The organism is Sphaerochaeta globosa str. Buddy (genome assembly GCF_000190435.1).
In the GTDB taxonomy this organism is placed as follows: domain Bacteria; phylum Spirochaetota; class Spirochaetia; order Sphaerochaetales; family Sphaerochaetaceae; genus Sphaerochaeta; species Sphaerochaeta globosa.
The window spans coordinates 1,156,207-1,179,817 of record NC_015152.1; the positions used below are offsets into that span (position 1 = coordinate 1,156,207).

General features: G+C 50.2%; 22 protein-coding genes and 6 tRNA genes. 7 read left to right on the plus strand and 21 right to left on the minus strand.

Features of this window, described 5'->3' with window-relative positions:
- Nucleotides 1-419: 419 nt before the first annotated feature.
- Nucleotides 420-1,730: a hypothetical protein gene (locus SPIBUDDY_RS05405; RefSeq protein ID WP_013606751.1), complete on the plus strand. Its 1,311-nt coding sequence runs from the start codon at nt 420-422 to the stop codon at nt 1,728-1,730.
- A gap of 100 nt (nt 1,731-1,830) precedes the next feature.
- Nucleotides 1,831-2,430: a LysE family translocator gene (locus SPIBUDDY_RS05410; RefSeq protein WP_013606752.1), complete on the plus strand. Its 600-nt coding sequence runs from the start codon at nt 1,831-1,833 to the stop codon at nt 2,428-2,430.
- Nucleotides 2,431-2,487: 57 nt separating this feature from the next.
- Here the strand turns inward: SPIBUDDY_RS05410 and SPIBUDDY_RS05415 are convergent.
- The 8 genes from SPIBUDDY_RS05415 to tig all read right to left on the minus strand — a co-directional run bounded on the left by SPIBUDDY_RS05415 (nt 2,488) and on the right by tig (nt 10,374).
- A tRNA-Leu gene (locus tag SPIBUDDY_RS05415) sits at nt 2,488-2,572 on the minus strand.
- Between the two features lie 101 nt (nt 2,573-2,673).
- A complete protein-coding gene (gene pepF / locus SPIBUDDY_RS05420) occupies nt 2,674-4,452 on the minus strand; it encodes an oligoendopeptidase F (RefSeq protein ID WP_013606753.1) in 1,779 nt (592 codons plus the stop codon).
- Complete coding sequence (locus SPIBUDDY_RS05425) at nt 4,449-5,054, minus strand: non-canonical purine NTP pyrophosphatase (RefSeq protein WP_041380598.1); 606 nt, start codon at nt 5,052-5,054, stop codon at nt 4,449-4,451. Before SPIBUDDY_RS05425 ends, pepF begins: the two co-directional genes overlap by 4 nt.
- A 4-nt stretch (nt 5,055-5,058) precedes the next feature.
- Complete coding sequence (locus SPIBUDDY_RS05430) at nt 5,059-6,057, minus strand: hypothetical protein (RefSeq protein WP_013606755.1); 999 nt, start codon at nt 6,055-6,057, stop codon at nt 5,059-5,061.
- Nucleotides 6,058-6,108: 51 nt separating this feature from the next.
- Nucleotides 6,109-7,095 (minus strand): DHH family phosphoesterase, encoded by a 987-nt coding sequence (locus SPIBUDDY_RS05435; protein ID WP_013606756.1) that lies wholly within the window; start codon nt 7,093-7,095, stop codon nt 6,109-6,111.
- A 1-nt stretch (nt 7,096) separates the two neighbouring features.
- A complete protein-coding gene (gene clpX, locus SPIBUDDY_RS05440) occupies nt 7,097-8,326 on the minus strand; it encodes an ATP-dependent Clp protease ATP-binding subunit ClpX (RefSeq protein ID WP_013606757.1) in 1,230 nt (409 codons plus the stop codon).
- Nucleotides 8,326-8,934, minus strand: coding sequence for an ATP-dependent Clp protease proteolytic subunit (locus SPIBUDDY_RS05445; RefSeq protein WP_013606758.1), 609 nt, complete (start codon nt 8,932-8,934; stop codon nt 8,326-8,328). The genes clpX and SPIBUDDY_RS05445 overlap by 1 nt, the downstream gene beginning before the upstream one ends.
- Nucleotides 8,935-9,024: 90 nt before the next feature.
- Nucleotides 9,025-10,374 (minus strand): trigger factor, encoded by a 1,350-nt coding sequence (gene tig / locus SPIBUDDY_RS05450; RefSeq protein ID WP_013606759.1) that lies wholly within the window; start codon nt 10,372-10,374, stop codon nt 9,025-9,027.
- A 267-nt stretch (nt 10,375-10,641) separates the two neighbouring features.
- Here tig and SPIBUDDY_RS05455 point away from each other — a divergent pair, with 267 nt between their 5' ends.
- Nucleotides 10,642-11,010: an arsenate reductase family protein gene (locus SPIBUDDY_RS05455; RefSeq protein ID WP_013606760.1), complete on the plus strand. Its 369-nt coding sequence runs from the start codon at nt 10,642-10,644 to the stop codon at nt 11,008-11,010.
- On the opposite strand, the gene SPIBUDDY_RS05460 is transcribed toward SPIBUDDY_RS05455, so the two are convergent.
- A complete protein-coding gene (locus tag SPIBUDDY_RS05460; protein ID WP_172634186.1) occupies nt 10,988-11,539 on the minus strand; it encodes a GNAT family N-acetyltransferase in 552 nt (183 codons plus the stop codon). The genes SPIBUDDY_RS05455 and SPIBUDDY_RS05460 overlap by 23 nt on opposite strands.
- Before the next feature lie 107 nt (nt 11,540-11,646).
- Between SPIBUDDY_RS05460 and SPIBUDDY_RS05465 the strand changes: the two genes are divergently transcribed.
- The gene (locus SPIBUDDY_RS05465; RefSeq protein WP_013606762.1) at nt 11,647-12,600 is read left to right on the plus strand and encodes a pectinesterase family protein; all 954 of its coding nucleotides are present in this window, start codon (nt 11,647-11,649) and stop codon (nt 12,598-12,600) included.
- A gap of 38 nt (nt 12,601-12,638) precedes the next feature.
- On the opposite strand, the gene SPIBUDDY_RS05470 is transcribed toward SPIBUDDY_RS05465, so the two are convergent.
- Entirely contained in the window at nt 12,639-13,655 is a 1,017-nt protein-coding gene (locus SPIBUDDY_RS05470) for a YeiH family protein (protein WP_013606763.1), read from the minus strand.
- Between the two features lie 111 nt (nt 13,656-13,766).
- On the opposite strand from SPIBUDDY_RS05470, the gene SPIBUDDY_RS05475 reads away from it, so the two are divergent.
- A complete protein-coding gene (locus SPIBUDDY_RS05475) occupies nt 13,767-14,633 on the plus strand; it encodes a LysR family transcriptional regulator (RefSeq protein ID WP_013606764.1) in 867 nt (288 codons plus the stop codon).
- 68 nt (nt 14,634-14,701) lie between these two features.
- On the opposite strand, the gene SPIBUDDY_RS05480 is transcribed toward SPIBUDDY_RS05475, so the two are convergent.
- The 8 genes from SPIBUDDY_RS05480 to SPIBUDDY_RS05515 form a co-directional block, all read right to left on the minus strand.
- Complete coding sequence (locus SPIBUDDY_RS05480; RefSeq protein WP_013606765.1) at nt 14,702-15,682, minus strand: Fic family protein; 981 nt, start codon at nt 15,680-15,682, stop codon at nt 14,702-14,704.
- 92 nt (nt 15,683-15,774) lie between these two features.
- A tRNA-Gly gene (locus tag SPIBUDDY_RS05485) sits at nt 15,775-15,846 on the minus strand.
- A gap of 43 nt (nt 15,847-15,889) precedes the next feature.
- Nucleotides 15,890-15,971, minus strand: a tRNA-Leu gene (locus tag SPIBUDDY_RS05490).
- 37 nt (nt 15,972-16,008) lie between these two features.
- Nucleotides 16,009-16,081 (minus strand) — tRNA-Lys (locus SPIBUDDY_RS05495).
- 39 nt (nt 16,082-16,120) lie between these two features.
- Nucleotides 16,121-16,194, minus strand: a tRNA-Arg gene (locus SPIBUDDY_RS05500).
- A gap of 18 nt (nt 16,195-16,212) precedes the next feature.
- Nucleotides 16,213-16,284 (minus strand) — tRNA-His (locus SPIBUDDY_RS05505).
- 183 nt (nt 16,285-16,467) lie between these two features.
- Nucleotides 16,468-18,651, minus strand: coding sequence for an AAA family ATPase (locus SPIBUDDY_RS05510; protein WP_013606766.1), 2,184 nt, complete (start codon nt 18,649-18,651; stop codon nt 16,468-16,470).
- Nucleotides 18,648-19,346 (minus strand): hypothetical protein, encoded by a 699-nt coding sequence (locus tag SPIBUDDY_RS05515; protein WP_013606767.1) that lies wholly within the window; start codon nt 19,344-19,346, stop codon nt 18,648-18,650. The genes SPIBUDDY_RS05510 and SPIBUDDY_RS05515 overlap by 4 nt, the downstream gene beginning before the upstream one ends.
- A gap of 64 nt (nt 19,347-19,410) precedes the next feature.
- Between SPIBUDDY_RS05515 and SPIBUDDY_RS05520 the strand changes: the two genes are divergently transcribed.
- Complete coding sequence (locus tag SPIBUDDY_RS05520) at nt 19,411-20,763, plus strand: MATE family efflux transporter (RefSeq protein ID WP_013606768.1); 1,353 nt, start codon at nt 19,411-19,413, stop codon at nt 20,761-20,763.
- Between the two features lie 53 nt (nt 20,764-20,816).
- Nucleotides 20,817-21,527, plus strand: a complete 711-nt coding sequence (locus SPIBUDDY_RS05525) for a Bax inhibitor-1/YccA family protein (protein ID WP_013606769.1) — start codon at nt 20,817-20,819, stop codon at nt 21,525-21,527.
- Between the two features lie 46 nt (nt 21,528-21,573).
- Here SPIBUDDY_RS05525 and SPIBUDDY_RS05530 read toward each other — a convergent pair whose 3' ends face one another.
- Genes SPIBUDDY_RS05530 through SPIBUDDY_RS05540 form a run of 3 tightly spaced genes read right to left on the minus strand, consistent with a single transcriptional unit; the run spans nt 21,574 to nt 23,546 of the window.
- Nucleotides 21,574-22,284 carry a PHP domain-containing protein gene (locus SPIBUDDY_RS05530; protein WP_013606770.1) on the minus strand — a complete coding sequence of 237 codons (711 nt, stop codon included), beginning with the start codon at nt 22,282-22,284 and terminating at the stop codon, nt 21,574-21,576.
- The gene (locus SPIBUDDY_RS05535) at nt 22,268-22,618 is read right to left on the minus strand and encodes a hypothetical protein (RefSeq protein ID WP_013606771.1); all 351 of its coding nucleotides are present in this window, start codon (nt 22,616-22,618) and stop codon (nt 22,268-22,270) included. The genes SPIBUDDY_RS05530 and SPIBUDDY_RS05535 overlap by 17 nt, the downstream gene beginning before the upstream one ends.
- A 1-nt stretch (nt 22,619) precedes the next feature.
- On the minus strand, nt 22,620-23,546 hold the full coding sequence (locus SPIBUDDY_RS05540; RefSeq protein WP_013606772.1) for a CBS domain-containing protein: 927 nt from the start codon (nt 23,544-23,546) through the stop codon (nt 22,620-22,622).
- Nucleotides 23,547-23,611 lie beyond the last annotated feature (65 nt).

Genomic DNA, 23,611 nt, shown 5'->3' on the forward strand with positions numbered 1-23,611 from the left:
TTCGGTATTGCGTTGCAACCAGGCTCATTTTCAGATGTACAGTCACGGAACCTTTTTGCTTTGGCAGAAAAACACTCTAGCACAGAAGTAGGATTTTATGCAATTGTGTCCTTTTTTATCGAATATAGTTTTCCACATTTTCTTCATTAGCGCCATACTCTAGGAGGTAAAAAAACAAAAAATCTCTTTGGGAAACAATTTATTATGAAAGTCCATAAAAAAAATAAATCGATATTTTTATATCAAAGTAAAGTAATCGGATTACTTGTCAAAAGAACTCTATATATTACAATTACTTAACAAGATATAGTAGTAATTGCGAATGTATATTGATAATTTTAGGACGATATTGCAAAGGTGTAATAAATCTGTATATGATTATATGTAAGAATGTTGATATTACCTAGGAGTACATGACCATGAGAAAGAACGTGTTTGCTGTTCTTGCAGCAGTTGTTTTGATCTCTCTGTTCGTCTTCACCGGCTGTTCGAAGTCTGAAGCGAAAACCGCGACCCCGGCTCCCGCTGCCGCCCCGGCTGTGGCCGCACCGGCTCCCGTTGCACCAGCACCTGCCCCGGCTGTGGCCGCTGCAAAGTATGCTGATGGCATCTATTTTGCCGCCGACGATGCTTTCGCCTCTTCAGGTTGGAAGGAAACTGTGACCTTGACCGTTTCTGGTGGGAAGATTGTCGAAGCTGATTGGAACGCTGTCAACGTTTCCGGCGGTGCTGACAAGAAGACCTATGATAAGGCTGGAAAGTATAACATGGTCAAGTTTGGTAAGGCTCAGGCTGAGTGGTACCAACAGGCAGAGAAGGCCGAGGCCCACCTGCTGAAGACCCAGGATCCCGCACAGATCAGTTACAAGGACAGCGAAGGCCACACCGATGACATCGCTGGCGTTTCTGTACACGTGAATGCTTTCTTTGAACTTGCCGCCAAGGCTTTGGCTGCCGGTCCTGTCGGTCGCGGATCGTATGCCGATGGTGCATACTTCGCCATCGATGCAAGCTATCCCTCTTCCGGTTGGAAGGAATATGTCTCCTTGACCGTTCTCAACGGCCGCATCGCCAGCGTTAACTGGAGTGCTGTGAACCGCAATGGCGACGACAAGAAGGCCTACGACAAGGCTGGAAAGTACAACATGGTCAAGTTCGGCAAGGCCCAGGATGAGTGGTATGTTCAGGCCCAGAAGACTGAGGAGTACTTGCTCAAGACCCAGGACCTCACTGCCATCACCTACAAGGATGATGCCGGCCACACCGATGATATCGCAGGAGTATCGGTTCACGTGAACCCCCTCTTCGACCTCGTCAAGAAGGCTTTGGACAACGGTCCTGTCGGTCTCGGACCCTTTGCCAACGGCGGATACTATGCCACCGAGGAAGCCTTCGGCTCATCGGGCTGGAAGGGATTTGCCTCACTGTTCGTAAGCAACGGCAACCTCGTCAACGTATACTGGAGTGCCGTGGACAAGGACAACCGTGACAAGCAGACAGTTGCTGCTGAAGGCGGCTACGGCATGCTCAAGGCAAGCAAGATCGGCAAGGAATGGCACGAGCAGGCTGTGGTTGTTCAGAACCATCTCCTCTCCACCCAGGATCCCAAGAAGATCACCTACAAGGACGATGCCGGTCATACCGACGACATCGCCGGAGCCAGCGTTCACGTAAATGACTTCTATGCCTTGGTTGAGAAAGCTCTCGCCAATGGAGTAAAGAAGTACTAAGCCCAAACGCTTGAATCCATCAGGACCCCGGGAGACAAAATCATCCCGGGGTCCTTTTTTCAATAGTCCAACCAGGTTTTTGCTGATACAATCCTTTGATATGCAGATCGACCTTTTCTCCACCTTCATGTTTGCCTTCATCACAACCTTCAGCCCGGGTCCGAATACGATCAGCAGTCATGCGATGGGTCTCAACTATGGTTACCGCAGGTCCTTGCCGTATTTCTTCGGCATTGCTACGGGTTTCTTCTCAATCATGCTGATCAGCGCTGCTTTGGCTACATTTTTTCAGCAAGTGATGCCCCGAATGGTGTCCTTCCTCACGGTGGCGGGCAGCCTGTACATCCTCTATCTGGCCTATCATGTGCTCACGAGCTCCTATGCATTCTCCCAGACGGCTGTCAAACCACTTGGGTATAGCAACGGCCTGCTCTTGCAGCTGCTCAATCCGAAGGTCATCGTCCTTGGTTTGACGGTATATGCAACCTTCCTGAAGGATATGAGTCGTACACCCATCAATCTGATACTCAGTGCGCTTTGTTTTACCCTGATGAGTTTTTCAGCTCTTTCCACCTGGGCCCTCTTTGGATTGGGCCTTTCCCGGCTTTTGAAGACTGAAGCTACACGCCGACTTGTCAATGCAGTTCTGTCGTTGTTGTTGGTGTATACTGCGGCGAGGATGCTGCTGGCTCTGATCTGAGTCTGAGTATAAAAATAAACCCTCGCTAAGTTCTATCTTAGCAAGGGTTTATATGATTGCGGTAGACTGGACTTGAACCAGCACAAGCGTTAGCCCACTAGCACCTCAAGCTAGCGTGTCTACCAAATTCCACCACTACCGCATTCTGAGGTTTTCCGGTTCTTTCAAACCGAACGTGGCTACAATACAACACCGTTGGGATTTGAGTCAAGCCCTCTTTTAAAAAAGAAGGCTTGAATTCTGCTAGAGCAGTGCTTCGAATTGATCAAGCAGATTCTCAAACGTTTTCAGTGCATCCTGGACCGGTTTTACGCTGGCCATATCGACACCTGCCTTGCATAGTGAATCGATAGGGTAGGAACTGCCTCCGCTTGAAAGGAAGGAAAGGTAATCATTGCGCTCAGCCTCTCCTCCTTTGAGTACCTTCTGGCTCAAGGCGATTGCCGCACTGATGCCGGTAGCATACTTGTAGACATAGAAGGGACTGTAAAAGTGCGGAATCCTCAGGCCTTCCATATCGCTCTCTTCTTCAAACTCCACCTTCGGACCGAAATAGGCGACCAATAGCTTGCGATACTCCTCTCTGAGCAACTCCAGAGTCAAAGGTGTATTCGATTCAGCAATCTGGTGGGTGATCATCTCATACTCGGCAAACATGGTCTGCCTGAAGAGCGTAGCTACAATATCATCAATCTGCTTGCCCAGGATGTAGGCCTTGGTCTTGCTGTCCGAGGAAGTCTCGATCATATACTTGGCAACCAGTTGCTCATTGAATGTCGATGCAACCTCAGCTTCGAAAATGGTGTAATCGTAGTGGAAATAGGGGTTGTTCCGTGCACTGTAGTAACTGTGCATGGAGTGCCCGCCTTCATGGGCGACGGTAAAGAGATCGCGAAGTACATCTTCCTTGTAGTTGAGCAGAATATACGGCTTTGAGGTATAGGTACCGCTGCTGAAGGCTCCACTGCGCTTTCCAGTATTCTCATACCGGTCGACCCAGCGGTCGGTGGTAAGACCCTTTGTAAGTGTCGTTACATAGTCTTGGCCCAACGGCTTGAGCGCTTCGCCGATAATCTGGACTGCCCTCTCATAGCTTGTATGCGCCTTGATGCCTTTGACCAAGGGGACATAGACATCATAGTGAGCAAGCTTGTCCAGACCCAACAGGCGGGCTCTGAGTGCATAGTAGCGGTGAAGGGAGGGCAATGCCTCGTGTACTGCCTGTATGAGGTTGTCATACACGGACAAGGGAACTTTGTCACCGAAGAGGGCCATGCTTCTCGAACTCTCATAGCCGCGTGCCTTGCTGCGGAAAATATCCTGCTTTACTTGGCCTTCATAGAGCCTGGCGATGGCATGCTTGCTCTTGTCGTACACGGCATAAAACTGCTTGTAAGCCCTTTTCCGCAAGTCCCTGTCATCCTGCATCAAGAAACTGCTGAACGAACTCTGCGTGAGTGGTTTTCCCTCAAGCTCGCCGAAATTAAAATCCACGTTCGTCAAATCACCGAAGGTGGTTCGCATCACCGAGCCTACTTCCCCCTGGAGGGCCATCAGACGCTCTTCACGCTCACTGAGCACATGTTCCTTGAACCTTCTCGCTTTCTGGATAAAGATGGCATAGTCGGCGAATGCGTCATCCTGAAGGTAGGCATCGATTACCTTATCCTCAATTCCCAGCAGTTCCGGATCAAAGAAGGCCATGGCGGCACTGAGCTGGCTGAGGTACTGGGATGCAAGCGAATAGCGTCTGACATTATCGTTGTCCGAGGCGTCCCCTGCGTACAGCAAGAACGCGTAGTTGTACAACCTCTCTGCAAGGATCGAGGTCTCTTCATACCATCGCATCGTCGAGAGGAAGGAAGTTTTCCCTCCCTGTAGGGTTCCCTTCAGCTTAGAGGCCTCTTGGATTCGCTCTATGAGCAAGGTGAGACTTTCATCCCAAGCCTGGTGATTCTCAAAGAGGCTTCCAAGGTCCCAGGTGTCTGCACTATTTTGTTCAGCACGGTTGAGTGTCTTCATGCAATTTCTCCTAACAAGGTTATAAGGTGTCGGGTTGCGCAGCCTCGGTGACTGTAGCGGTCCTTCTCTTCTTCACTAAGCTCGGCCATTGTCTTTCCCGCCTCGGTGACGATGAAAACCGGATCGTACCCAAAACCACCCTTTCCGAAACTGGTGGTGGCAATTGAGCCCTTCACGGATTCACACAACGTAAAAATTCGATGCGTATCGACCACCAAGGCCAAGGCACACACAAACTGTGCCCCTCGCTCACTTGGTGATTGCAAGTGGTTCAGATTTTCCAAAAGGAACTGATTGCGTTCAGCGCTTTCCAGCTGTCTGCCGAACGTTTCCATACCATACCGGGCTGTTCTTACACCCGGACCGCCACCCAGTGCGTCGACGCAGAGTCCTGAATCATCGGCAAGGACGACAAAGCCCTTTGGTGCTTGCTCAAACAGTGCCAAAGCCTTGCCTAAGGCATTCTCGGTGAACGTCGCCTTATCTTCCTCAAAATCAAAATGCAGCCCCAATTCAGAGGGTACCACAAGCGTATGGCCCGAAAGCATGCGGGAGAATTCTTCCCGTTTATGGAGATTGTTGGATGCCAAAAGAATATTCATGGGTCTAAAGATACTCATTGTCCTCTTTTTCGTCCATATACTTGGAAAGCAGACGTTTCATATAGTGCACCGAACTATCGATGGTCCCTTTGGGAATTCCGAGAAGAGCTCCTAGCTCGCTATGGCTTAAATTGAGTTCCATGGTCCGGATTTGGTGGATTTTGATCTTGTATACACGTCGTGTCCAGCTAAGCAGTTCCTCAAGCTTACGTCGCTTACCCTCATCGTCCTCACGAAGGAGCTCCGATTCAATCTCCAGCAACCTTCTGAAATGTCGATGGCTTATGGTTTCAAATTCCTCTTTGCATGCTTGTTTGTGGGCAAGCACCGAGTTGGCCGTATTCAGATATTGTGAAAGCAGGGGAGCCTCTACTTCCAAAAGCGAAGCCAAGTCTTCCAGCAGGTACTCGCCAGCCAAATGAGGGGAGAGGGTGAGCATGATCAGGAATCGTTTTCGGTTCACCGGCAACTGGAGAACCGCCTGCAATTTTCTCAGCTTTGCATTGGTGGGGTTTATTGGATTGCTGCAACGTTGCATGAGTTGGCTGAAGAGATCCGGCAAAGCTTGGATTTCCTGTTGGGGAACGGAAGAGAAACTGCAGTATGTTGCATGCTCGGCAGTTTGGAGAGGCATCTGGGATACTTGTTGCTGATAGTAATCGCTTTCGGCGACCAAGAGTTCTTTCTTTCGTTGTATCTGTTGTTGGGCCATGAAGTACCGGCTACGCTTACGAACCACCTGGCTCAGATAGCCGATATAGGAGAGTCTTCCCTCACGATAGGTATTCAGGTAATAGGGAATTGCGTCGTAGCAGAAAAACAGGAACTCACAGCAATCCTCTTCTTCAATGAGGTGTAAAAAAGAGGGGAGTTCATACAATAGTTGCTGGGTTTGTTCATGCAATGAATGGAAGAGACTTTGGTCTGTAGGCAGCGTCTGATATCGTACAACAGATTTAGTCAGGAACGTTGATGCGCTTTCGGATAGGGGTAAGAGGTGCATTGCATACTCCTTCGGTGATTTCTCACATCTGTATGCAATGTGTATGCCAACTTAGCCGTGCAGTAGTTCCCCGACAGCATCGATCAATTTTTTCCGTACTATGTCGATCTCTTCATTCACCGTCGCCCCTGCAGCTTTCTTGTGTCCGCCGCCGCCGAAACGTTCAGCCAATGCACCTACATCGACACTGCTCTGATGGGAAGACCGAAAGCCCACCTCGGTGCTGCCTCCCTCAAGTTCCTTGAAGAAGAGCACAACCTCGACATTCTTGACTGAGAGCAACATGGCATAGAGCGAATCACTGGGTTTATCGGTAGTGATGTAGGTGTCCCTATCCTTGAGGCAGGAGGAGGAGTACATCAATTTTCCGTCAAAAAGACTTTCACTGCGGTCGATGAGTTTGCCCAAATATTTGACATATCCAAGACTCTTGCCACCGGTCATTCGGTCGGCCATGGTATTGGGAGAGACTCCCAGATCTACAAGTTCCGCTGCAAGACGCAGGGTTTCTCCCCGATATGCATTGATGAATCGGAAAAAGCCTGAGTCAGTTGCAAACCCGAAAAACAGGTGTTCGGCAATTTCTTGAGAGATTTCCACCTCGAGAGCTTTGTACAACTGCATAATGATCAGGGTGGTGGAAACTGAACGGGGTACAATGTAGCGATGATTTCCAAACTGCTCCCCGCTGCTGTGATGATCCAACACGATGGTGGTCAGCCCTTCGATTTCCTTGGCAAGATGGCCAAGTCTTTCAGGGGAAGAGCAGTCAACCACAACCACGATCGGATTGCGGTTGTACAGCTCCTCATCAATGTGTGCAAGAAAATCCGCTCGCAGGTGAGAGATTTCTGAACGGTCGAATGGACCAGCGTTGGCCATATGGACGGTCTTGCCCATTTTAAGCAAGAGCGATCCTGCAGCCATCTGGCTCGATAGGCAATCCCCATCAGGGCTTATGTGTCCCAGAACGATGAACTCGTCCCGACTTCTCAACAGATCCAGAATCTGCTCGTCAAATGGGGGGTAGCTAAACATTTCACGCTCCACGAATAACCTCGGGTTGTTTGCCTTCAAGCACACACTCCCGTCCTACAATCACCTGTTTCACCTGTTGAATGGAAGGAATATCGTACATGATTCCCATCATGATGTTCTCCACAATGGACCGCAAGCCTCGGGCACCGGTCTTTTGCTCGAACGCTTTCTCCGCCACAGCTTCGACAGCTTCACTTTTGAAGATGAACTCAATGCCGTCAAGACGGAATGCAGCTTCATATTGCCTGAGAATTGAATTCTTCGGCTCTACGATGATTCTCATCAAATCCTTCTTGGACAGGTTGTCCAAGGCAACGTGAATGGGAAGTCTGCCGATGAATTCGGGGATCAGACCGAATTTGATCAGATCATCCGGCATCATCTTGCTGTACAAGGCATGCAGGTCCTTGTCCTGGGCATTGATAATGCTGGCGCCAAAACCCATGGCATGGCTGGAAACCCGCTTCTCAATGACCTTGTCCAAGCCCACAAAGGCTCCACCACAGATAAAGAGGATGTTGCGTGTATTGATCTTCAGCATCTCCTGGTTGGGATGCTTTCTGCCGCCCTGGGGAGGCACGGATGCATCGGTTCCCTCGATGATTTTCAAGAGGGCTTGCTGTACGCCTTCACCGCTTACATCGCGGGTGATGGACGGATTTTCACCTTTCTTGGCAATCTTGTCGATCTCATCGATGAAGATAATCCCGTACTCAGCCGCCTTGATATTGTCGTTGGCATTCTGAATGAGCTTAAGCAGAATGTTCTCAACGTCCTCACCGACATATCCAGCCTCGGTGAGGGTGGTAGCATCGGCGATGGCGAAGGGAACCTGCAGCTTTTTGGCTAGCGTGGAAGCTAGCAAAGTCTTACCGGTACCGGTAGGCCCGACCATGAGGATGTTCGACTTGTCCAGCTCGACGCCTTGTTCAGCGATTTGCTTCTGGAACTTGACTCGTTTGTAGTGGTTGTACACTGCAACGGCCAGTACACGTTTTGCATCATCCTGGCCGATGACATACTCATCCATGTAGTCCTTGAGTTCCTTCGGGGTGGGGATGCGTTCGGGAAGTCCCAATGCATCCTCCTGGAACGTAGGATCACCGGCGAGCATATCGTTGCACACTTTGATGCACTCATCACAAATGGCCACACCGGGACCGTTGATGAGCCTTTTTACTTCTTCCTGGCCTTTGCCGCAGAAAGAACAGACTTTCGCGTTTCGTGCCATCAGTTACTCCTTCTCATGACGCTGTCGACAATACCATAGCTGACAGCATCATCGCTTGAAAGGAAGAAATCCCGCTCGACATCCTTGGACACCTGCTCAAAGCTCTTATGCGTATGTTGGGCGATGATGTCGATGGTCAGTTTCTTCAATCGGCTGATCTCCTTTGCATGGATGGAGATGTCGGTGGATTGACCCTCGACACCACCCCAAGGCTGGTGGATCATGACTCTTGCAGAAGGCAGCATGAATCGCTTTCCCTCCGAACCGCTGGCGAGCAGCAGGGCTGCCATGCTGGCGGCTTGTCCCATGCAGATGGTCTGCACTTTGCAGTGCAGGTACTGAATGGTATCATAAATCGCAAGACCGGCGGTAACAGAGCCGCCGGGGCTGTTGATATAGAGGCTGATGTCCTTGGTGGAATCCTCGGAATCGAGAAAGAGCATTTGTGCTACCACAAGATCAGCATTGGCGTCATGGATCTCGCCATCAAGAAAAATGATGCGATCCTTGAGCAGACGGCTGAAGATGTCGTAGGCACGTTCGCCGACTCCAGACTGCTCGACGACCATCGGTATGGTGGATTGCATCCTCAAAGGATGGTTATTCATGGCAAAAGCCCCCTTTTAAAGCTGAGATTGAAAAGGCGGAACCAGTGTGGACCCGCCTTCTCACAACGTAAAACACTGTCGGATGCGCTCTTACGCACCGTAGGTCTGACTCATGAAGACCTCGTAGGCAACCTCATCACCTTCAACAAAGGTGTTGTTTTCCTGCAAGAACGGTGCAATCTTCTGGAATCGCATGTCGTCCTCGATCATGGCCTTGTAGTACTCCCGCTGACTTTCGTCGGTAACGTCCTTCAGCTGTTCTTCCAAAGCCTTGTTCAGTTCTTCCTCGTCAACAGTGAACTTTTCAGTATCCTTGATTTTGTCCATGATCAGCTGGACGCGAAGATTCTTTTCGGCAGCTTCTCTCCAAGGTGCGGTGACGTCTTCCTTGGTTTTCTGCTGGAACTGCAGGAACTGCAGAATCTGCTCTTCGCTGAGGCCGGTCTGCTTCACATAGCGGTTCCAACTCTGGTCGATCTCAAGATCAATCATGCTGGCGGGAACTGCGATGGTGGTGCCTTTCAGCAGTTCTTCGCTGAGGGCGTTGAGCTTCTCCTGCTCAAGCTTGGCATCCAATGCCTTCTGAAGCTTCTCGCGGGTAGCCTTAACCAAGTCTTCGACAGTCTTGTATTCTTCCTTTACGTCCTGGGCAAAATCGTTGTCCAGAACGGGAACGTCACGGAACTTCACAGCAGAGACTGCAACCTTGAGGGTGATGGTCTTACCTGCATACCCTTCAATGGTGGAATCCTCGGCATAGGTTTTGGAGAAAGTCTTCTCTTCACCGGCCTTCATGCCGACCAAGTCGCTGTCAATCTGGTAGAAATTGTAGGTGCTGCCGAGGGTGAAGACGAACTCCTTGCGCTCGGTTCCTGCAACTTCATTGTTCTGATCGTCAAGCTCGACATAGTCAACGGTGACAATGTCGCCCATGGCGGCAGCATCCTGCTTGTCGATGACCATGGCGTTCTGCTCGCGCAACTTGTCGATCTCAGCATTCACCGCCTCATCGGAAACAGCTACTTTTGGATAGGTGACACTCAAGCCCTTGTAGGCGGGAAGCTCAAAGGTGGGCATTACATCATACGTAACGGTAAAGGTGATGTCTTTATCTGCCTGAAAGGGGAGCAGGGTCTCTTCGTCCTGCAACTCGGGAGTGCTGAAAGAGAGGGGCTTGTACTTGTCCTCAACTCCTTGCAGAGCTTCCTTGAGGGCTTCCTCGATGGTGTTGAAAGTGCTTTCCTCGCGAATGGCCTTGCCGAACTTGCCTTCCAAAACAGAAACAGGGGCCTTTCCTTTGCGGAAGCCCTTGAGTTGGATGGTAGCGGCGTACTTTTGCAGTGCAGCCTTGTAATCATTCTCGATGGTGGGGGCGGTCACGGTGACCGTCAGTGCGACGGAGGAATTCTCCAATTCTTTGATACTCTTATCAGCGATCATCCTATGTTCATCCTTTCGGTCCGACTCTGGACCATGTATATCCTCAGGCAAAGCCCTTATGTTGCTTCCTTCTTTGGTCTAGCTACCATGGAGTATACTACAACCAGAAAAGCTCGACCACCCTGTAGAGGGTAGATTGGGAAAACCCTTTTACCGGAAACATATTGTATATAGCAACTTTTTCCTCTTTGGTCTAGGGGAATGCTCCATTTTGTCCGATTGCCGGTCGGCCTTTCATCTGCTACCATGCAAGGGCGGAGGCCGTAAGTGACCATCTTTTGTTATCCCAACTGTTCAACCTGCAAGCGTGCCATTGCGTATTTGGAAAGCAACGGCATTTCCTATAGCTATAGGAACATACAGACTCAGAGACCCGACAAACGAGAACTTGAAGCCATCATCAGACAAAGTGGTAAGGACAGTAAGAAATTTTTCAATACCAGCGGCCAAGTATACCGAAGCTTGGCCCTCAAGGAAAAGCTGTCGCACCTGAAGGATGACCAGATCCTGGAGCTGCTCAGTTCCGACGGCATGCTGGTAAAAAGGCCCTTGCTCGTCTGTGAACAAGGGGTGCTCGTTGGATTCAAGGAATCGGAATGGGACGCCTTTTTTATCAGACGAGGCGATGCATCATGATGTCAAGATCGCCGTACGTACCGTCCTTGTACTTCATGCCGTACTCGATGGTACCGCACTTGGAGAAATTGAGCTTTTTATAGAGATCGATGGCTTTGTGGTTAAGGGAAACTACTTCCAGTTCCATCTGTTCATAGCCTGCTTGCCTTGCAGTTTGCAGCAACGTTTGCATGAGCAAGGTCCCGATGCCCTTGTGCTGGAATTCAGGGGCGACCGAGAGACCGCATTGGGCTCGATGGGCCATGCGCTTCATCGATGCAACTGGTGCAAAATCACACAAGCCGATGAGCTGTCCGCCGGACATGGCGCCAATGATGACGCGCTTGTCATCAGAGTTGGCCTTCTCAATCCATGCCGTTTCTTCGTCAACGGTTATAACCCACTCTTCAATTTCGCGTGCCAGAAAGCGAGAGGAGGAATACATAGTGGCCACATAGGCTATCGCCAGCGGGGCATCCGTGTTTTCCAGCGAACGCAGCTGTACGATTGTTCCATCCTGAAGTTTGTGCTCAATTGCTTCAATTTTCATGGCAGAAGCATACCAACTCTTTATTTTTCGTGCAAGAAGCAGACAATGGGAGAAAATTTCCATCCTCTAGGCTGTCGGGATTTTCATTCTTGGTATAGTATCGAGGTATGAACACACTGACTGTCGACCAATCAGGCAAGGGGCATTACTGCAGCATCCAGGAAGCATTGGATGCCGTTCCCTATGCTGAACAGGCCATGATCATCATCGAACAAGGCGTATACCACGAAAAGCTTTTCTGCGATAAACGCAACGTGCATCTGGTGGGAAGGGGAGAGGTGGTCATCAGCAATTCCGACGGCGCAAAAGAGAAAATTGATGTACTTCCCAAGCGGGGTACGTTTCGCTCCTATACTGCTTTTTTCAGTGGTGAATTCCTGAGAATGGAACATGTTACCATACAGAACAACGCCGGGGCGGGAAGTGAGGCGGGGCAGGGGGTAGCCCTGTATCTCGATGTCGACTGTTCCTACCTCACCGATGTCCGTCTTTTAGGCTGCCAGGATACCCTTTTTGTCGCTCCGCTTCCAGAGAGGGAGCGCGAAGCGAATGGGTTTTATGGACCGCGATGCTTTGCCAAACGCAAGCTGAATACGCTTTTTTTCGACCAGGGGTATATCCAAGGCGACGTCGATTTCATTTTCGGGGGTGCTGATGCACTCTTTCGGCATACGGAGATTTGCAGTAGTGCAACAGGCTTTGTGACGGCCCCCTCGACATGCAAAAAAGATATTGGTTTGGTGTTCGATCATTGTACCTTCACAGCTAAAGAGTCTGTCCCGCCCGAATCGGTGTACTTGATGCGTCCTTGGAGGGAAGAAGGCAAGGCAGCCTTCTTGTCGTGTACCCTCGGTGACCATATCAACAAGAAACTACGCATCGATTGGCCCGGCCATGAAGGCCTTGGTGAGGGGACCCTCAGCTGTCATCAATGTCATTATACAGACCAAGGCCGTACCGATAAGGCTTTCGAGCTTTCCAGCATCCAGGCGATCTCGCTTTTGGATGCCATCGAGCAACGCTGCAAAGTATTCCACCAAAGCCTCTACGGGGATGTGTGACATCCCATGTCTGAGCAGGTGCCGAACTTTCCTCTCTGTCATGCCTGCTGCATCTGGATGGCAACGTATGCCACCAATACAACCAAGAGAGATATGATGAAGCCGTGAAGCATCGGGCCTGCCCCTCCTTTTCTCATATCCCGCAAACTGGTATTCAGCCCGATCGCCGCAAGAGCGGTAACCATGCAGAACTTGCTGAGATGTTTCATGCCCGAGGCGATGGCCTCAGGTATGAAGCCAAGGCTGTTGAGGCCTGCCATACACAAAAAGAGAAGGATGAAGTAGGGGATAATTGCGGTAATCTTACCGTTCTTCAAATCTGTATCGGCGGCTTTATGAGCACTATGGAATTGGATGGCACTGAAGATCAACACCGTAGGGATGATCGCCAACGTGCGGGTGAGTTTTACCATTACGGCAAAATCGCCGGCCCGTTCACTGAACGTATAGCCGGCGGCTACCACCGATGAGGTATCGTTGACTGCAGTACCGGCCCACAGCCCATATGCTGTGTCGCTCATCCCCAGCCAGGTCCCGAGCAAGGGGAATACAACAATCATCACCATGTCGAAAATGAACGTTGCACTCATGGCAAATGCGATATCCCGGTCCTCTGCCTCAATGACGGGTGCAATTGCTGCAATGGCCGATCCCCCGCAGATGCCGGTTCCCGCTGAGATGAGATTGGACATTTTCCAATTGAGATGGAACGCTTTTCCCACAAAATATCCAACGCCGAAACACGTGGTCAGGGTAAAGACCATGATAAACAGCGACATTCTTCCAACCTGCATGATGGTGGAGATGTTCAAGCTCGCCCCTAACAGGATAATGGCAAATTTAAGCAGTTTCTTTGAGGAGAATGCTATTCCCTTTTGGTATTCAGGGTCGGGCTTTCTGATGGTGTGAAGGAGCATCCCGATGAATAGTGCAAGTACTGAAGCGCTGATAATTCCCTCGGGCAACAGTCCCTCAATCCATTTTGCCGAACAGGCAATCATGGTGGCGAGGAAAAGACCCGGTGCATATGCCTGTATTGTTTCGTTTGTAGTCATGTTGACTTCCTTGGTAGTGGTGTTGGAGTTGATGATAGTTACAATCGATGATAAAATCTAATGAAATATTACAATACTTCAATTCCAAAAAGTTATCAAAAGGATACATGTATGGAAACTCGGTTACGAACATTTCTATCGCTGTGCAAAACCATGAATTACCGTGAGACTGCTTCTCTTGTGAACCTGACACAGCCGGCGGTAACCAAGCAGATACAGTCGCTCCAAGAGGAATACAACGTCAAGCTATTCAACTATACCGGGCGTACGCTTACGCTTACCGAGCAAGGATTGCTTCTCAAGCACTATGCAGAATCGCACTATTATAATGAAACTGAGTTGCTTCGGCTTCTTTGCCGAACGGAGAAGCGGGTGTTACGTCTTGGTGCCACAAAAAGCATCGGCGATAGTGTATTGGATGCGTATCTGAAAAGGTATTTACAGGACGAATCCCAAAACCTGTCGCTGATCGTGGAAAACACCACCAATCTTTTTAGTCTTCTGGAAGCTTCAGCTTTGGATTTTATTGTGGTAGAGGGCCTTTTTCAGAAAGAAAACTATGATTTTCGCCTTTTACGGCGTGAACGCTTCGTCGGTCTTTGTTCCAGCAGCCACCCTTTTGCTGGAAAGAGTATTCGGTTTGAAGAGCTGCGCGATCACAACCTCCTGCTGAGGGAACAGGGTTCGGGAACAAGAAACATCTTTGAGCAGGAGTTGCAATCTCACGGGTATAATCTGTCCATATTCAGCCGGGTGACAGAAATATCGAGTTTCCAACCTTTGAAAAAGTTGGTTTCCCAAGGTCTTGGTATCAGCTTTGTCTACCAATCAATCGCACAAGTCGATGAGAATCTCGCCCAATTCACCGTTGAGGGTATGGTCGAAGAGCACGAATTCACCATAGTCTGGCTGAAAAATACAACCGCCTTGCACTATGTAGATGCATTTTTCCAGAAGCAGGAAAACGACAACCAGTGAATCTCCTGCCTGCACACCATACAAGTAACCATGCAAGTGAGGATACAAGTCAGAGTGCAAGGTACATCTTAGTTGGATCGAACTCGATACTGCTGTAATCGGCTGTTCGGCTTATCAGGAATGGTCATTTCTACCAGTCCCAACTCCAGGGCAGGATGCAGGTACACCCGCATGAATGATTGACGGTTTGCAAGATGCAGTGCCTGCATGATTTCCTTTGCGGTTAGCGTTCGGTTGCCTATCGATGCAAGCAGCTTTTCCAGAAAGGGGGAAAGAAGATCAGTTGAAGGGCCCAGTTCGTCCAGTGCCTGATCAATGGCGCTTAGCATGAATGTGACAAACGGGGCACAGTTGTTCATCGCAGTCGAGGCATTGATGGCGTCATAGTATTGTTGTTGTCGATTCTTCACTATTTCCTCTACTGCCAGGTACGAGAAAAGTGGATTCCAGGTTGAGAGCAGCAGAGTCTGCCACATGCGACCCATGCGGCCATTTCCATCGGAAAAGGGATGAATGTATTCAAACTCATAGTGGAAGATTGCACTTTTTATAAGCATTGGATATGCAGATGCCTTCACCCATGCAAGCAGATCGGCAATGAGATGCGGCACCAACGATGCAGGAGGTGCGATGTGGATTACTTGTTGTTCCTTCATAACGCCGACTGAGCCTGTCCGGAAGATTCCTGATTCAGCAACCAATCCTTTGGTCAGCATGCCGTGAAGGCCGAGCATGTCATCCATGCTGTACGGGTTCTTGGAATAGAGCACCTGATACGAGGCAATCGCATTTTGCACCTCCAGCACATCCTTGTTCGGTCCTGCAATGTGTTTCCCGTTCACCAAGGCTGTTACCTGCTCCAACGTAAGAGTATTTGCCTCGATTGCCAAAGAGCCCTGAATGGTTTTTGCAAGATTATCGCGTCTGAGTTTGGGAGAGGCAACATTGAAATTCAGCTGGTGGGAAAATGCATGCAGTTTCTCAAGGATTGCGGCCGTCAACGTAAGAATGGTATTGTCCGAGATAAAGACTGGCTGATATTTCTGCATTTTCTCCCTCCTACGTCAGACTACTACATGACTGAGAGACCAGCAACTGCCGAGTAAAAAAAGAAGCAGCCAGATTTCTCTGACTGCTTAAGAGCGAAAGACGGGACTTGAACCCGCGACATCCACCTTGGCAAGGTGGAGCTCTACCACTGAGCTACTTTCGCAAAAAACCTACCATTCGTCAGACAGCCCTTCCGGATTGTCCTTTGCGAGAGAGGGGACTTGAACCCCTACACCGTAAGGTACCAGATCCTAAGTCTGGCGTGTCTGCCAATTTCACCACTCTCGCGGTGCATGCCTTGCCCCATTCGAGGTTCGCCATGTTTTGAGCCGCAAAGGGATCGAACCTTTGACCCGCAGATTAAGAGTCTGCTGCTCTACCAGCTGAGCTAGCGGCCCATGACAAAATACAATTTCAAAAACCAAAACCAAAACCAATGCGCCCGGAAGGATTCGAACCTTCGACCTACGGATTCGAAGTCCGGCGCTCTATCCAGCTGAGCTACGAGCGCGTTCACGACCCGATCAAGGGTGAGAGACGGGGCTCGAACCCGCAACAGCCAGATCCACAATCTGGTGCTCTACCATTGAACTACTCCCACCATGGTAGCTGAAGCAGTGGTTACTCACCAGTGCGTTTCAACGTTGCATACTATGCCCTAAAGACTTTTGTTTGTCAACAACCCTTGTTGAAATTTTGCAAAATTTTGAGGTATGCAAGGCAACTGTTTTTCCCGCAATCAATTGCCTATTTGCCCTTTTTGCGCTCTTGCTCTTTCCAGGGCTTATTTGAAATCGGCATGGACAAAGGCCAGGTGATGGTTCCATGCCAAAGAACGGTTGGCCAGAAGTTCATTGAGCTTAGCCTCAAGTGCTTGTGATTCGACAGCAATACCCAGTTTCTCAAAAGCGGGGGTGTAAGAGACCGTCATATAGCGCTGTATGTCCTCAGGGCTCATCATCCTCTGCTCAGCCAAATCGAGAGAGGTACTTACCACTTTCAGCCCCTCTTCTTCAAACATTTCCTGCAAGTAGTGCTCATCCCAGTTGGTCAGTGCGTTGTCAGGCTCGCTGTACAGCACTTTTTCAGCCTGTCTGAACAAGTCCTGCAAATCAGGGGGGAGGAAGTCTGAAAGTCGTGATCCTTTGCACGGAACACTTTCACAGATATGCAACGAGCCTTGTTTGCTAAGACGTGAGACCAAGGCAGTACACAGTTCTCTCTCCTGTCTTGCACGAGAGAATACATTACGGCCGAGAATGACCTCAAAACGTAGATCTTTCTGAAGTGTGTTCAATAGCTTCTTCAGCTCGATGGCATGGACATGCGGTTTTTCCAAATCAGGAAGGGAATCAGCATAGTGGTTTATATGGTCAAGCTGGTCCTTTGTTCGCACTTGGGCGACAACCAACCCCTCAGCAGTCTTACGGTATGCTTCCCAAACCAACAGCCCATGCCCGGCATTGCAGACCAACACCCGGTCGCTTCGACGGAATTTCACCGGTTCATACAAGGTGGAACGAATGGTAGCCAACAGCTTTCCCCGTTCACTTACCGTGCGATTCACCCATTGCTGGCGTTGCTTGTCACCCGGGGAGAAGGTAAGGTTTTCTACGAATGCATCCACTTCAACACTCTCAAGCTGTTGCTCACGGTGACGTTGTACCTTTTCTTGGATGGTGCTCTCATAGCCTTGATTGCTCGGTTGATAATACACCTTGCCTTGCAGGCCTGAAGGAAGATATTGCTGGGCAACCCAGTGGTCTTGATAGGAGTGGGGATATAGGTATCCCTGGCCATGACCGAAGCCCTTGGCATCGCGGCTTGCATCACGCAGATGATTGGGCACCTCATCCTGAGCCTGCTGCTCGACGCCCTTGAGGGCATCGAAGAATGCAAGGGTAGAGTTGCTTTTCTCCGCAGTTGCCAGATACAGGGCTGCATGGGTGAGGTGGAACCTCCCCTCCGGCAGGCCGATGCGTTCAAAAGCCTGCGCGTCCGCTTCCACTACGACGATTGCATTGGGGTCGGCAAGCCCGACATCCTCGCAAGAACTGATAAGCATGCGACGGAAGATGAATTTTGGGTCTTCTCCTGCACTGATCATACGTGCCAGCCAGTAAAGGGTTGCATCGGGATCGCTTCCCCGAATGCTTTTGATGAAAGCGCTGATCACATCGAAGTGATAGTCTCCTTCCTTGTCGTACAATACTGCCTTTCGCTGGATGGATTGCTCAGCAGCATCCTTGGAAATATGGATGGCATTCCCATTTTTTGGGGGAAACGAATCACCTGAGGTCTCGACCGCCAACTGCAGGGCATTGAGCAGGCTTCGTGCATCACCGTTGGCAACTTCACAAAGGTGCTCCAGCGCCCCGGTTTCGAATGTCACCTGATAATTGCCGTAACCTCGTTCTTTGTCAGCGAGTGCTTGCTTTGCGATGGCCAGCAGGTCATCAGTATCCAGACTCTTGAGCTGAAAAATCCTGGATCTGCTGACCAAGGCAGCATTTACCTCAAAGTATGGATTCTCAGTCGTTGCCCCGATAAGAATGACGGTGCCATTCTCAACCCAAGGCAGCAGGGCATCCTGCTGACTCTTGTTCCATCGGTGCACTTCATCGATGAAGAGAATGGTTCCGCGGTTGTATAGTTCCAGGCGCTGACGCGCTTCCTCTATCTCATAGCGCAATTCCTTAACCCCGGACAACACGGCATTGAGCGTTGAGAAGTGACGTTTTGTGGTATTGGCAATGACACGGGCGAGGGTGGTCTTGCCTGTTCCCGGAGGTCCATAAAAAATGACCGAGGAGAGCTGGTCGGCCTGGATGGCACGCCTTAGCAGCCGTCCCGCACCGATAATGGCGTCCTGTCCGATGTATTCGTCCAGTGTACGGGGACGCATCCGATAGGCAAGGGGCTGGTTCGCCAGTTGGTCTTTCTCGCTGGCCTCGGTAAAGAGGTTCATTGCTGACCGTCCTGTTGGAAGATTTCCAGGAAGGAACCGCTCCCTTTGGGCACCGGCGTGGTTCTCAACCGTTCTTCCTCAAGTCCCAGCTGAGCAAGATAGGTTGTTGCAAAGTAGGAATATAAGTGTTCAAAAGGATCGGCTGTGACGGAGGGGAGTGCTTCACGGCCCCAAAGAGTGGTACCTTTCTGCCAGATATCGTAGCGATCGAGTATTAAATCCCACGTGATGCTGCTGTTGGTCAAAGCATCCTGGAGCATTGTTTTCACTTCTTGTGCCAACATGCTTCCCTGTTCAGTGATCAAGCGATTGGTAGCACTGGTGTTGCTTTCCTTCAAAAGAGCTTCGCTGTCGTCCCAGACTACGGAAGAAACCGATGTTTCCACCAAGGAGGGAAGCATCACCACCACCTGACGGAAGGCCCCAAGGACTTGGTTGCTCCAGGTAGTAAGGTGGTCGTGAAACAGCGGGATTTCCTGCATCTGCAAAAAGTGTGCTGTTTGCAGTGGGAGCAGTGTTGCGAGCGGGGTGTTTGCATACAGGTTTACATCGATGGATTGACTGGCAAGTTTCACCACTTCGGTAAGGGCATACGTTGCATCAGGGGCAAGCAACGCTTGGTCATTCTTGGTCGTGGAGCATCCAATCAGGAGCACCAGCGCAAGTAAAAGGTATACACATGACGTCCGTTTCATGGTTGTTACTATAGCATCCGACTTGTCTCTTGCATAGCTGAATGGAGATTTGTACAATCGCAGCATGCTTACCCAATACAAAACCATGAACAGGCAGATTCGTGCCATGAGTCTGCCCACTATGTACGGAATGTTGTTTACCGCTCTGTACGACATGGTGGACATGTTCTGGATAGGTATGTTGGACAAGGAGGCCGTTGCCGCCATCACCATCTACCTGACCCTTTTTTTGGCATTGGAAATCCTCAATGAAGTGGTAGGGACGAGCAGCGTCTCCTTGCTCAGTAGAAGTTGGGGCTCCGGTGATATCGAGCTCACCAGAAGGATCGGGGAGCAGACCTTTGTATTCAAAGCTCTGCTGGGCAGTCTTGGTGCCTTGGTGTTGATTCTCATTCTTCCCTTCTTCTATCGACTGTACACCGATGATGCAAAGGTAATTTTTCATGGCATGCAATATGGATACCTACGCTCCATTTTTGTCCCGATTTTCTTTTCTTCCTATACGGTCAATACCATCCTCAGAAGTACCGGGGATGCAAAAACTCCCATGCTACTTCTTTTGGCAAGTGCGGTTCTCAATATGGTGCTTGACCCGATTTTCATGTTTAGTACCATCCCCGGTACTTCGATCGCGGGTTTGGGATGGGGTATGTTCGGTGCAGCCTTTGCGACCTGCATCTCCTATGCATTTGCTTTTGTTGTTGGATTCTGGTATTTGCAGAGCGGGAAAGCTCCACTGACCATCAGGGTAAAGGGTCTCTTGCACCTCGATTGGGCCATTGATAAGAAGTTGCTCATCATAGGCCTCCCCAGTGGAATAAACATGTTGCTCAGGTCCCTGATAACCATCATTTTCCTCAAGCTCGTCGCCCTGTACGGAACAACAGCCATTGCAGCACTGGGCATCGCAAACCGAATCTATCAGTTTTGCGGTATGCCCTCCAACGGTTTGAGCATGGGTTCGGGGATTTTGGTCGGACAGCGTCTGGGAGCGAAACAATACAAGCAGGCGAAGGAAGTCACCCTGTTGTCCTGCTTCAACGGGCTGCTTTTCTCCCTTCCCTTCATTTTGTTGCTCCTCCTAGCACCCGGTCCTCTGATCAGTTTGTTTCTCGGGGGAGGGGTCATATCCAGTGAGGCCAGCGCGCTGCTTCGCGTGTACGCCCTGTGTTTGGTCTTTCTTGCAATCTCCGGAGGGTTGGGCTCTGCCTTCTTTGGCTCTGGACACACCCGTCCCATTCTCTATACTTCGCTGATCAGCGGCTGGATGGTACAGCTTCCCTATGCCTTGCTGGTCGTTCTGGTCTTCAAACTCCCGCTTCCTTGGCTATGGTCGGCCTATCTGATCGGTGATTCTCTGGATTGTCTTCTACGGTATCGGTATTTCCGTTTGGGTGATTGGAAGGAAGAGCGTTGACGTTTGTCTGATTTATTGCGACATTATACGTGATAGCACAGGAGGCTAGCACTATGTCAGAACGAAACTCTTCAATACTCCAGAATGTAACGGCGCGTGAGCGAACCATCCTGAAGAATGTATACCTTTGGATGACCGCAGGGTTGGGCCTAACTGCCTTGGTCGCCTTTTTTGTGGCCAGCAATCCTTCTCTTTTGAGGGCGTTGGTTGGAAACACCCTGGGCTTTCTCTTGATAGTCGTAGGTCAATTCGCCCTTGTATTCTATCTTTCGGCACGGCTTGACAGAATGAGCCAGAGTAGTGCAATTGGAGCATTCCTTGCCTATTCAGCTTTGAACGGCATCATGCTCAGTACCCTATTCGCTGTGTATGCCGGGGTGGTCATCTATAAGACCTTCTTTACCACCGCCCTTATGTTCGGTGGCATGAGTCTGTATGCCATGACTACCAAACGCGATTTGAACAAAATTGGTTCGTATCTGGTCATGGGCTTGTGGGGCTTGATCATCGCCTCTCTGATCAACATGTTTTTCCGTTCATCCGGTTTGGACTACTTAATCAGTTTCATCGGCGTTGGCATTTTCCTTGGGCTTACTGCATGGGATACGCAAAAAATCATCAGGATGAACGAGCAGTATGGGTCTGCCATCGATGAGGAGACCTTTACCAAGCTCAGCATCATCGGAGCCCTTTCGCTCTATCTCGATTTCTTGAACCTCTTTCTTTTCCTTCTGAGAATCTTTGGTCGTTCAAACAATCGATAGGCTGATCGACTACATACACCGGGCTGCCGCAAGGCAGCCTGCTTTGTTATTGGCGGTAGCTGATGTTTTTCGCTTCAGAGAGACTTTTTTTCAAGGCTTCGTAGCTGATCTCTTCCATTTCGATAAAACAGCTTCTTCTTCCCACCTGTTCCAGGCAATGGGCGTCCGAACCGGTGAGGATGGCCAGATGATGGGTGTCCGCTTGGACGGGGAGATGAATCGCCTCCAATGCGGTATAAGGGAGGTCGGGAAGGAAACCCAGGTTGGCAAGCACGCTGTTGGCAAACCGGTCGATATGGGCGGGGATGACCAAGGCATCGCGACTGAGTGCTTCCTCCACCACATCGCTGAAGGCGAGGGACGTGGAACCGACCAAAAGCTTGTCCACCGTTTCAATCACTTCACCATCAATGTCGACCACCAGCTGATTGCCGAAGAGGTCGGTGCGGTTCTTCTGCTCGGGGAGCAGGAACTCGATGAAGGACCCAAACTGCTGTGCATCCTTTAGATGGGAAAAGAGGGTGAGTACATGCACTTCCTCAACGGTGGAGACTTCCAGACCGAACAGCGGGAGAATACCGCACAGCTGACAAGCTTCTTGGAACGGGGCAAGATTTCGAGCACTGTTGTGGTCGGTCAGGGCAAGGATTTGAATGCCTTGTTCCATCGCTTCCACAGCCAGAAGGGCAGGGCTGAAGTCATCGTTTGCGCAAGGTGAGAGACAGCTGTGATTATGAAGGTCAAGCTTTACCTGCATTGATCCTTCCCAAGGCTGCTGCAATGCGGCAGCTTGCCTCGAATTGTGTCTCCGTTGTAGCAAAAATGGCGATTCCCTCATCCTTTGCAGCTTGCAGCATATCAGAAGGGATGCTGCGGTTATTGCAAATTACCAAGGCTAGGATACCTGCAAGTGAAGCTACCGCGACGGTATTCTTATGTGCCTGGATGGTTATCAATACACTCTCGGAAGGGGCATTGCCCATCACATCGCTGAGCAAGTCACCGGTGTAGGCATCCTGTATTTCCAATGTTCCATCTCCCATGCAGTGGGTGGTAAACCCTTCCAATTGCGCTAAATCCTGAACGACCATCCTATTTCTCCTCTTGTTTGGGGTGTAATTCTATGCTGCACACCACGGTAGTCCCGCTTCTCGTGCTTTCAATGGTAAATTCATCGGCGACTGATTTGACATTGGGCAGTCCCATTCCCGCTCCGAAGCCGAGAGAGCGTATCCATTCACTTGCAGTGGACCACCCCGGCGTCATTGCTGCTTCTACATCGCTGATGCCCGGCCCGCTGTCCCTGGCTGTGATCTGCATTGTCTGCGGTGAGTACTCGGCGATCAGTTCTCCCCCGTCGGAATGCACCACCAGGTTCATTTCCAACTCGTAACTGGCAATCGCAGCCCTTCGGATGATGTGTGGGGCAATCCCGGCGCTCTTGAGCCGTTTCTTGATTTCGGTACTGGCATAGCCGGCATTCTCGAAATCATTTTTCATAATCGAGTACGTATGGATTTCCCCGCTCATCTCCTCGCTCAGGCTGGTGGTGCGGGTTCTCTTTTCCAGTTCCTCGATCTCCCGGTTGATTTCCACCAACAACGTGCTGGTGATGTCGCGGCTGGTGATCATGCCCACCAATTCCTTGTGCTTGTTGAGCACCGGGAACCGATGGTAGCTGAATCGGTCGAAATAGCTGATCGCAAAAGAAATCGGCATGTCGTCCTCGAGAACGATGAGGTTGCGGGTCATATGGTCCTGCGCCTTCTCCTCGATGTATCCCTTGTCGAGTGCCTGGATAATGTCGTCCATGCTCACAATGCCTATCAGTCGCTTGCCCACAACGATGGGTAGGCCTGTAACCTGTTTTTCTCGCATGATGTACTGAATCTGCCTCAGCGTCGTATCTTTGGAGGCAGTAACCAGATCAGTGGTCATGACATCCTTCACCTTCAATCGGTAAATCAATTCAAGGATGACATTCGGTGAGGTAATGGTATTGATGGGTATCTCTTGCATAGGGTGAGTATACAACAGCTTTGCAGGCGTGCAAAGAAAGGTTGATTCCCTGATTTGTGTTTTCT

What these genes read in the sequence shown, in the direction of transcription:
- SPIBUDDY_RS05405 (WP_013606751.1), top strand. Translation starts at nt 420, where the DNA reads ATGAGAAAGAACGTGTTTGCTGTTCTTGCAGCAGTTGTTTTGATCTCT.
- SPIBUDDY_RS05410 (WP_013606752.1), top strand. Translation starts at nt 1,831, where the DNA reads ATGCAGATCGACCTTTTCTCCACCTTCATGTTTGCCTTCATCACAACC.
- pepF (WP_013606753.1), bottom strand. Translation starts at nt 4,452, where the DNA reads ATGAAGACACTCAACCGTGCTGAACAAAATAGTGCAGACACCTGGGAC.
- SPIBUDDY_RS05425 (WP_041380598.1), bottom strand. Translation starts at nt 5,054, where the DNA reads ATGAATATTCTTTTGGCATCCAACAATCTCCATAAACGGGAAGAATTC.
- SPIBUDDY_RS05430 (WP_013606755.1), bottom strand. Translation starts at nt 6,057, where the DNA reads ATGCACCTCTTACCCCTATCCGAAAGCGCATCAACGTTCCTGACTAAA.
- SPIBUDDY_RS05435 (WP_013606756.1), bottom strand. Translation starts at nt 7,095, where the DNA reads ATGTTTAGCTACCCCCCATTTGACGAGCAGATTCTGGATCTGTTGAGA.
- clpX (WP_013606757.1), bottom strand. Translation starts at nt 8,326, where the DNA reads ATGGCACGAAACGCGAAAGTCTGTTCTTTCTGCGGCAAAGGCCAGGAA.
- SPIBUDDY_RS05445 (WP_013606758.1), bottom strand. Translation starts at nt 8,934, where the DNA reads ATGAATAACCATCCTTTGAGGATGCAATCCACCATACCGATGGTCGTC.
- tig (WP_013606759.1), bottom strand. Translation starts at nt 10,374, where the DNA reads ATGATCGCTGATAAGAGTATCAAAGAATTGGAGAATTCCTCCGTCGCA.
- SPIBUDDY_RS05460 (WP_172634186.1), bottom strand. Translation starts at nt 11,539, where the DNA reads ATGAAAATTGAAGCAATTGAGCACAAACTTCAGGATGGAACAATCGTA.
- SPIBUDDY_RS05465 (WP_013606762.1), top strand. Translation starts at nt 11,647, where the DNA reads ATGAACACACTGACTGTCGACCAATCAGGCAAGGGGCATTACTGCAGC.
- SPIBUDDY_RS05470 (WP_013606763.1), bottom strand. Translation starts at nt 13,655, where the DNA reads ATGACTACAAACGAAACAATACAGGCATATGCACCGGGTCTTTTCCTC.
- SPIBUDDY_RS05475 (WP_013606764.1), top strand. Translation starts at nt 13,767, where the DNA reads ATGGAAACTCGGTTACGAACATTTCTATCGCTGTGCAAAACCATGAAT.
- SPIBUDDY_RS05480 (WP_013606765.1), bottom strand. Translation starts at nt 15,682, where the DNA reads ATGCAGAAATATCAGCCAGTCTTTATCTCGGACAATACCATTCTTACG.
- SPIBUDDY_RS05510 (WP_013606766.1), bottom strand. Translation starts at nt 18,651, where the DNA reads ATGAACCTCTTTACCGAGGCCAGCGAGAAAGACCAACTGGCGAACCAG.
- SPIBUDDY_RS05515 (WP_013606767.1), bottom strand. Translation starts at nt 19,346, where the DNA reads ATGAAACGGACGTCATGTGTATACCTTTTACTTGCGCTGGTGCTCCTG.
- SPIBUDDY_RS05520 (WP_013606768.1), top strand. Translation starts at nt 19,411, where the DNA reads ATGCTTACCCAATACAAAACCATGAACAGGCAGATTCGTGCCATGAGT.
- SPIBUDDY_RS05525 (WP_013606769.1), top strand. Translation starts at nt 20,817, where the DNA reads ATGTCAGAACGAAACTCTTCAATACTCCAGAATGTAACGGCGCGTGAG.
- SPIBUDDY_RS05530 (WP_013606770.1), bottom strand. Translation starts at nt 22,284, where the DNA reads ATGCAGGTAAAGCTTGACCTTCATAATCACAGCTGTCTCTCACCTTGC.
- SPIBUDDY_RS05535 (WP_013606771.1), bottom strand. Translation starts at nt 22,618, where the DNA reads ATGGTCGTTCAGGATTTAGCGCAATTGGAAGGGTTTACCACCCACTGC.
- SPIBUDDY_RS05540 (WP_013606772.1), bottom strand. Translation starts at nt 23,546, where the DNA reads ATGCAAGAGATACCCATCAATACCATTACCTCACCGAATGTCATCCTT.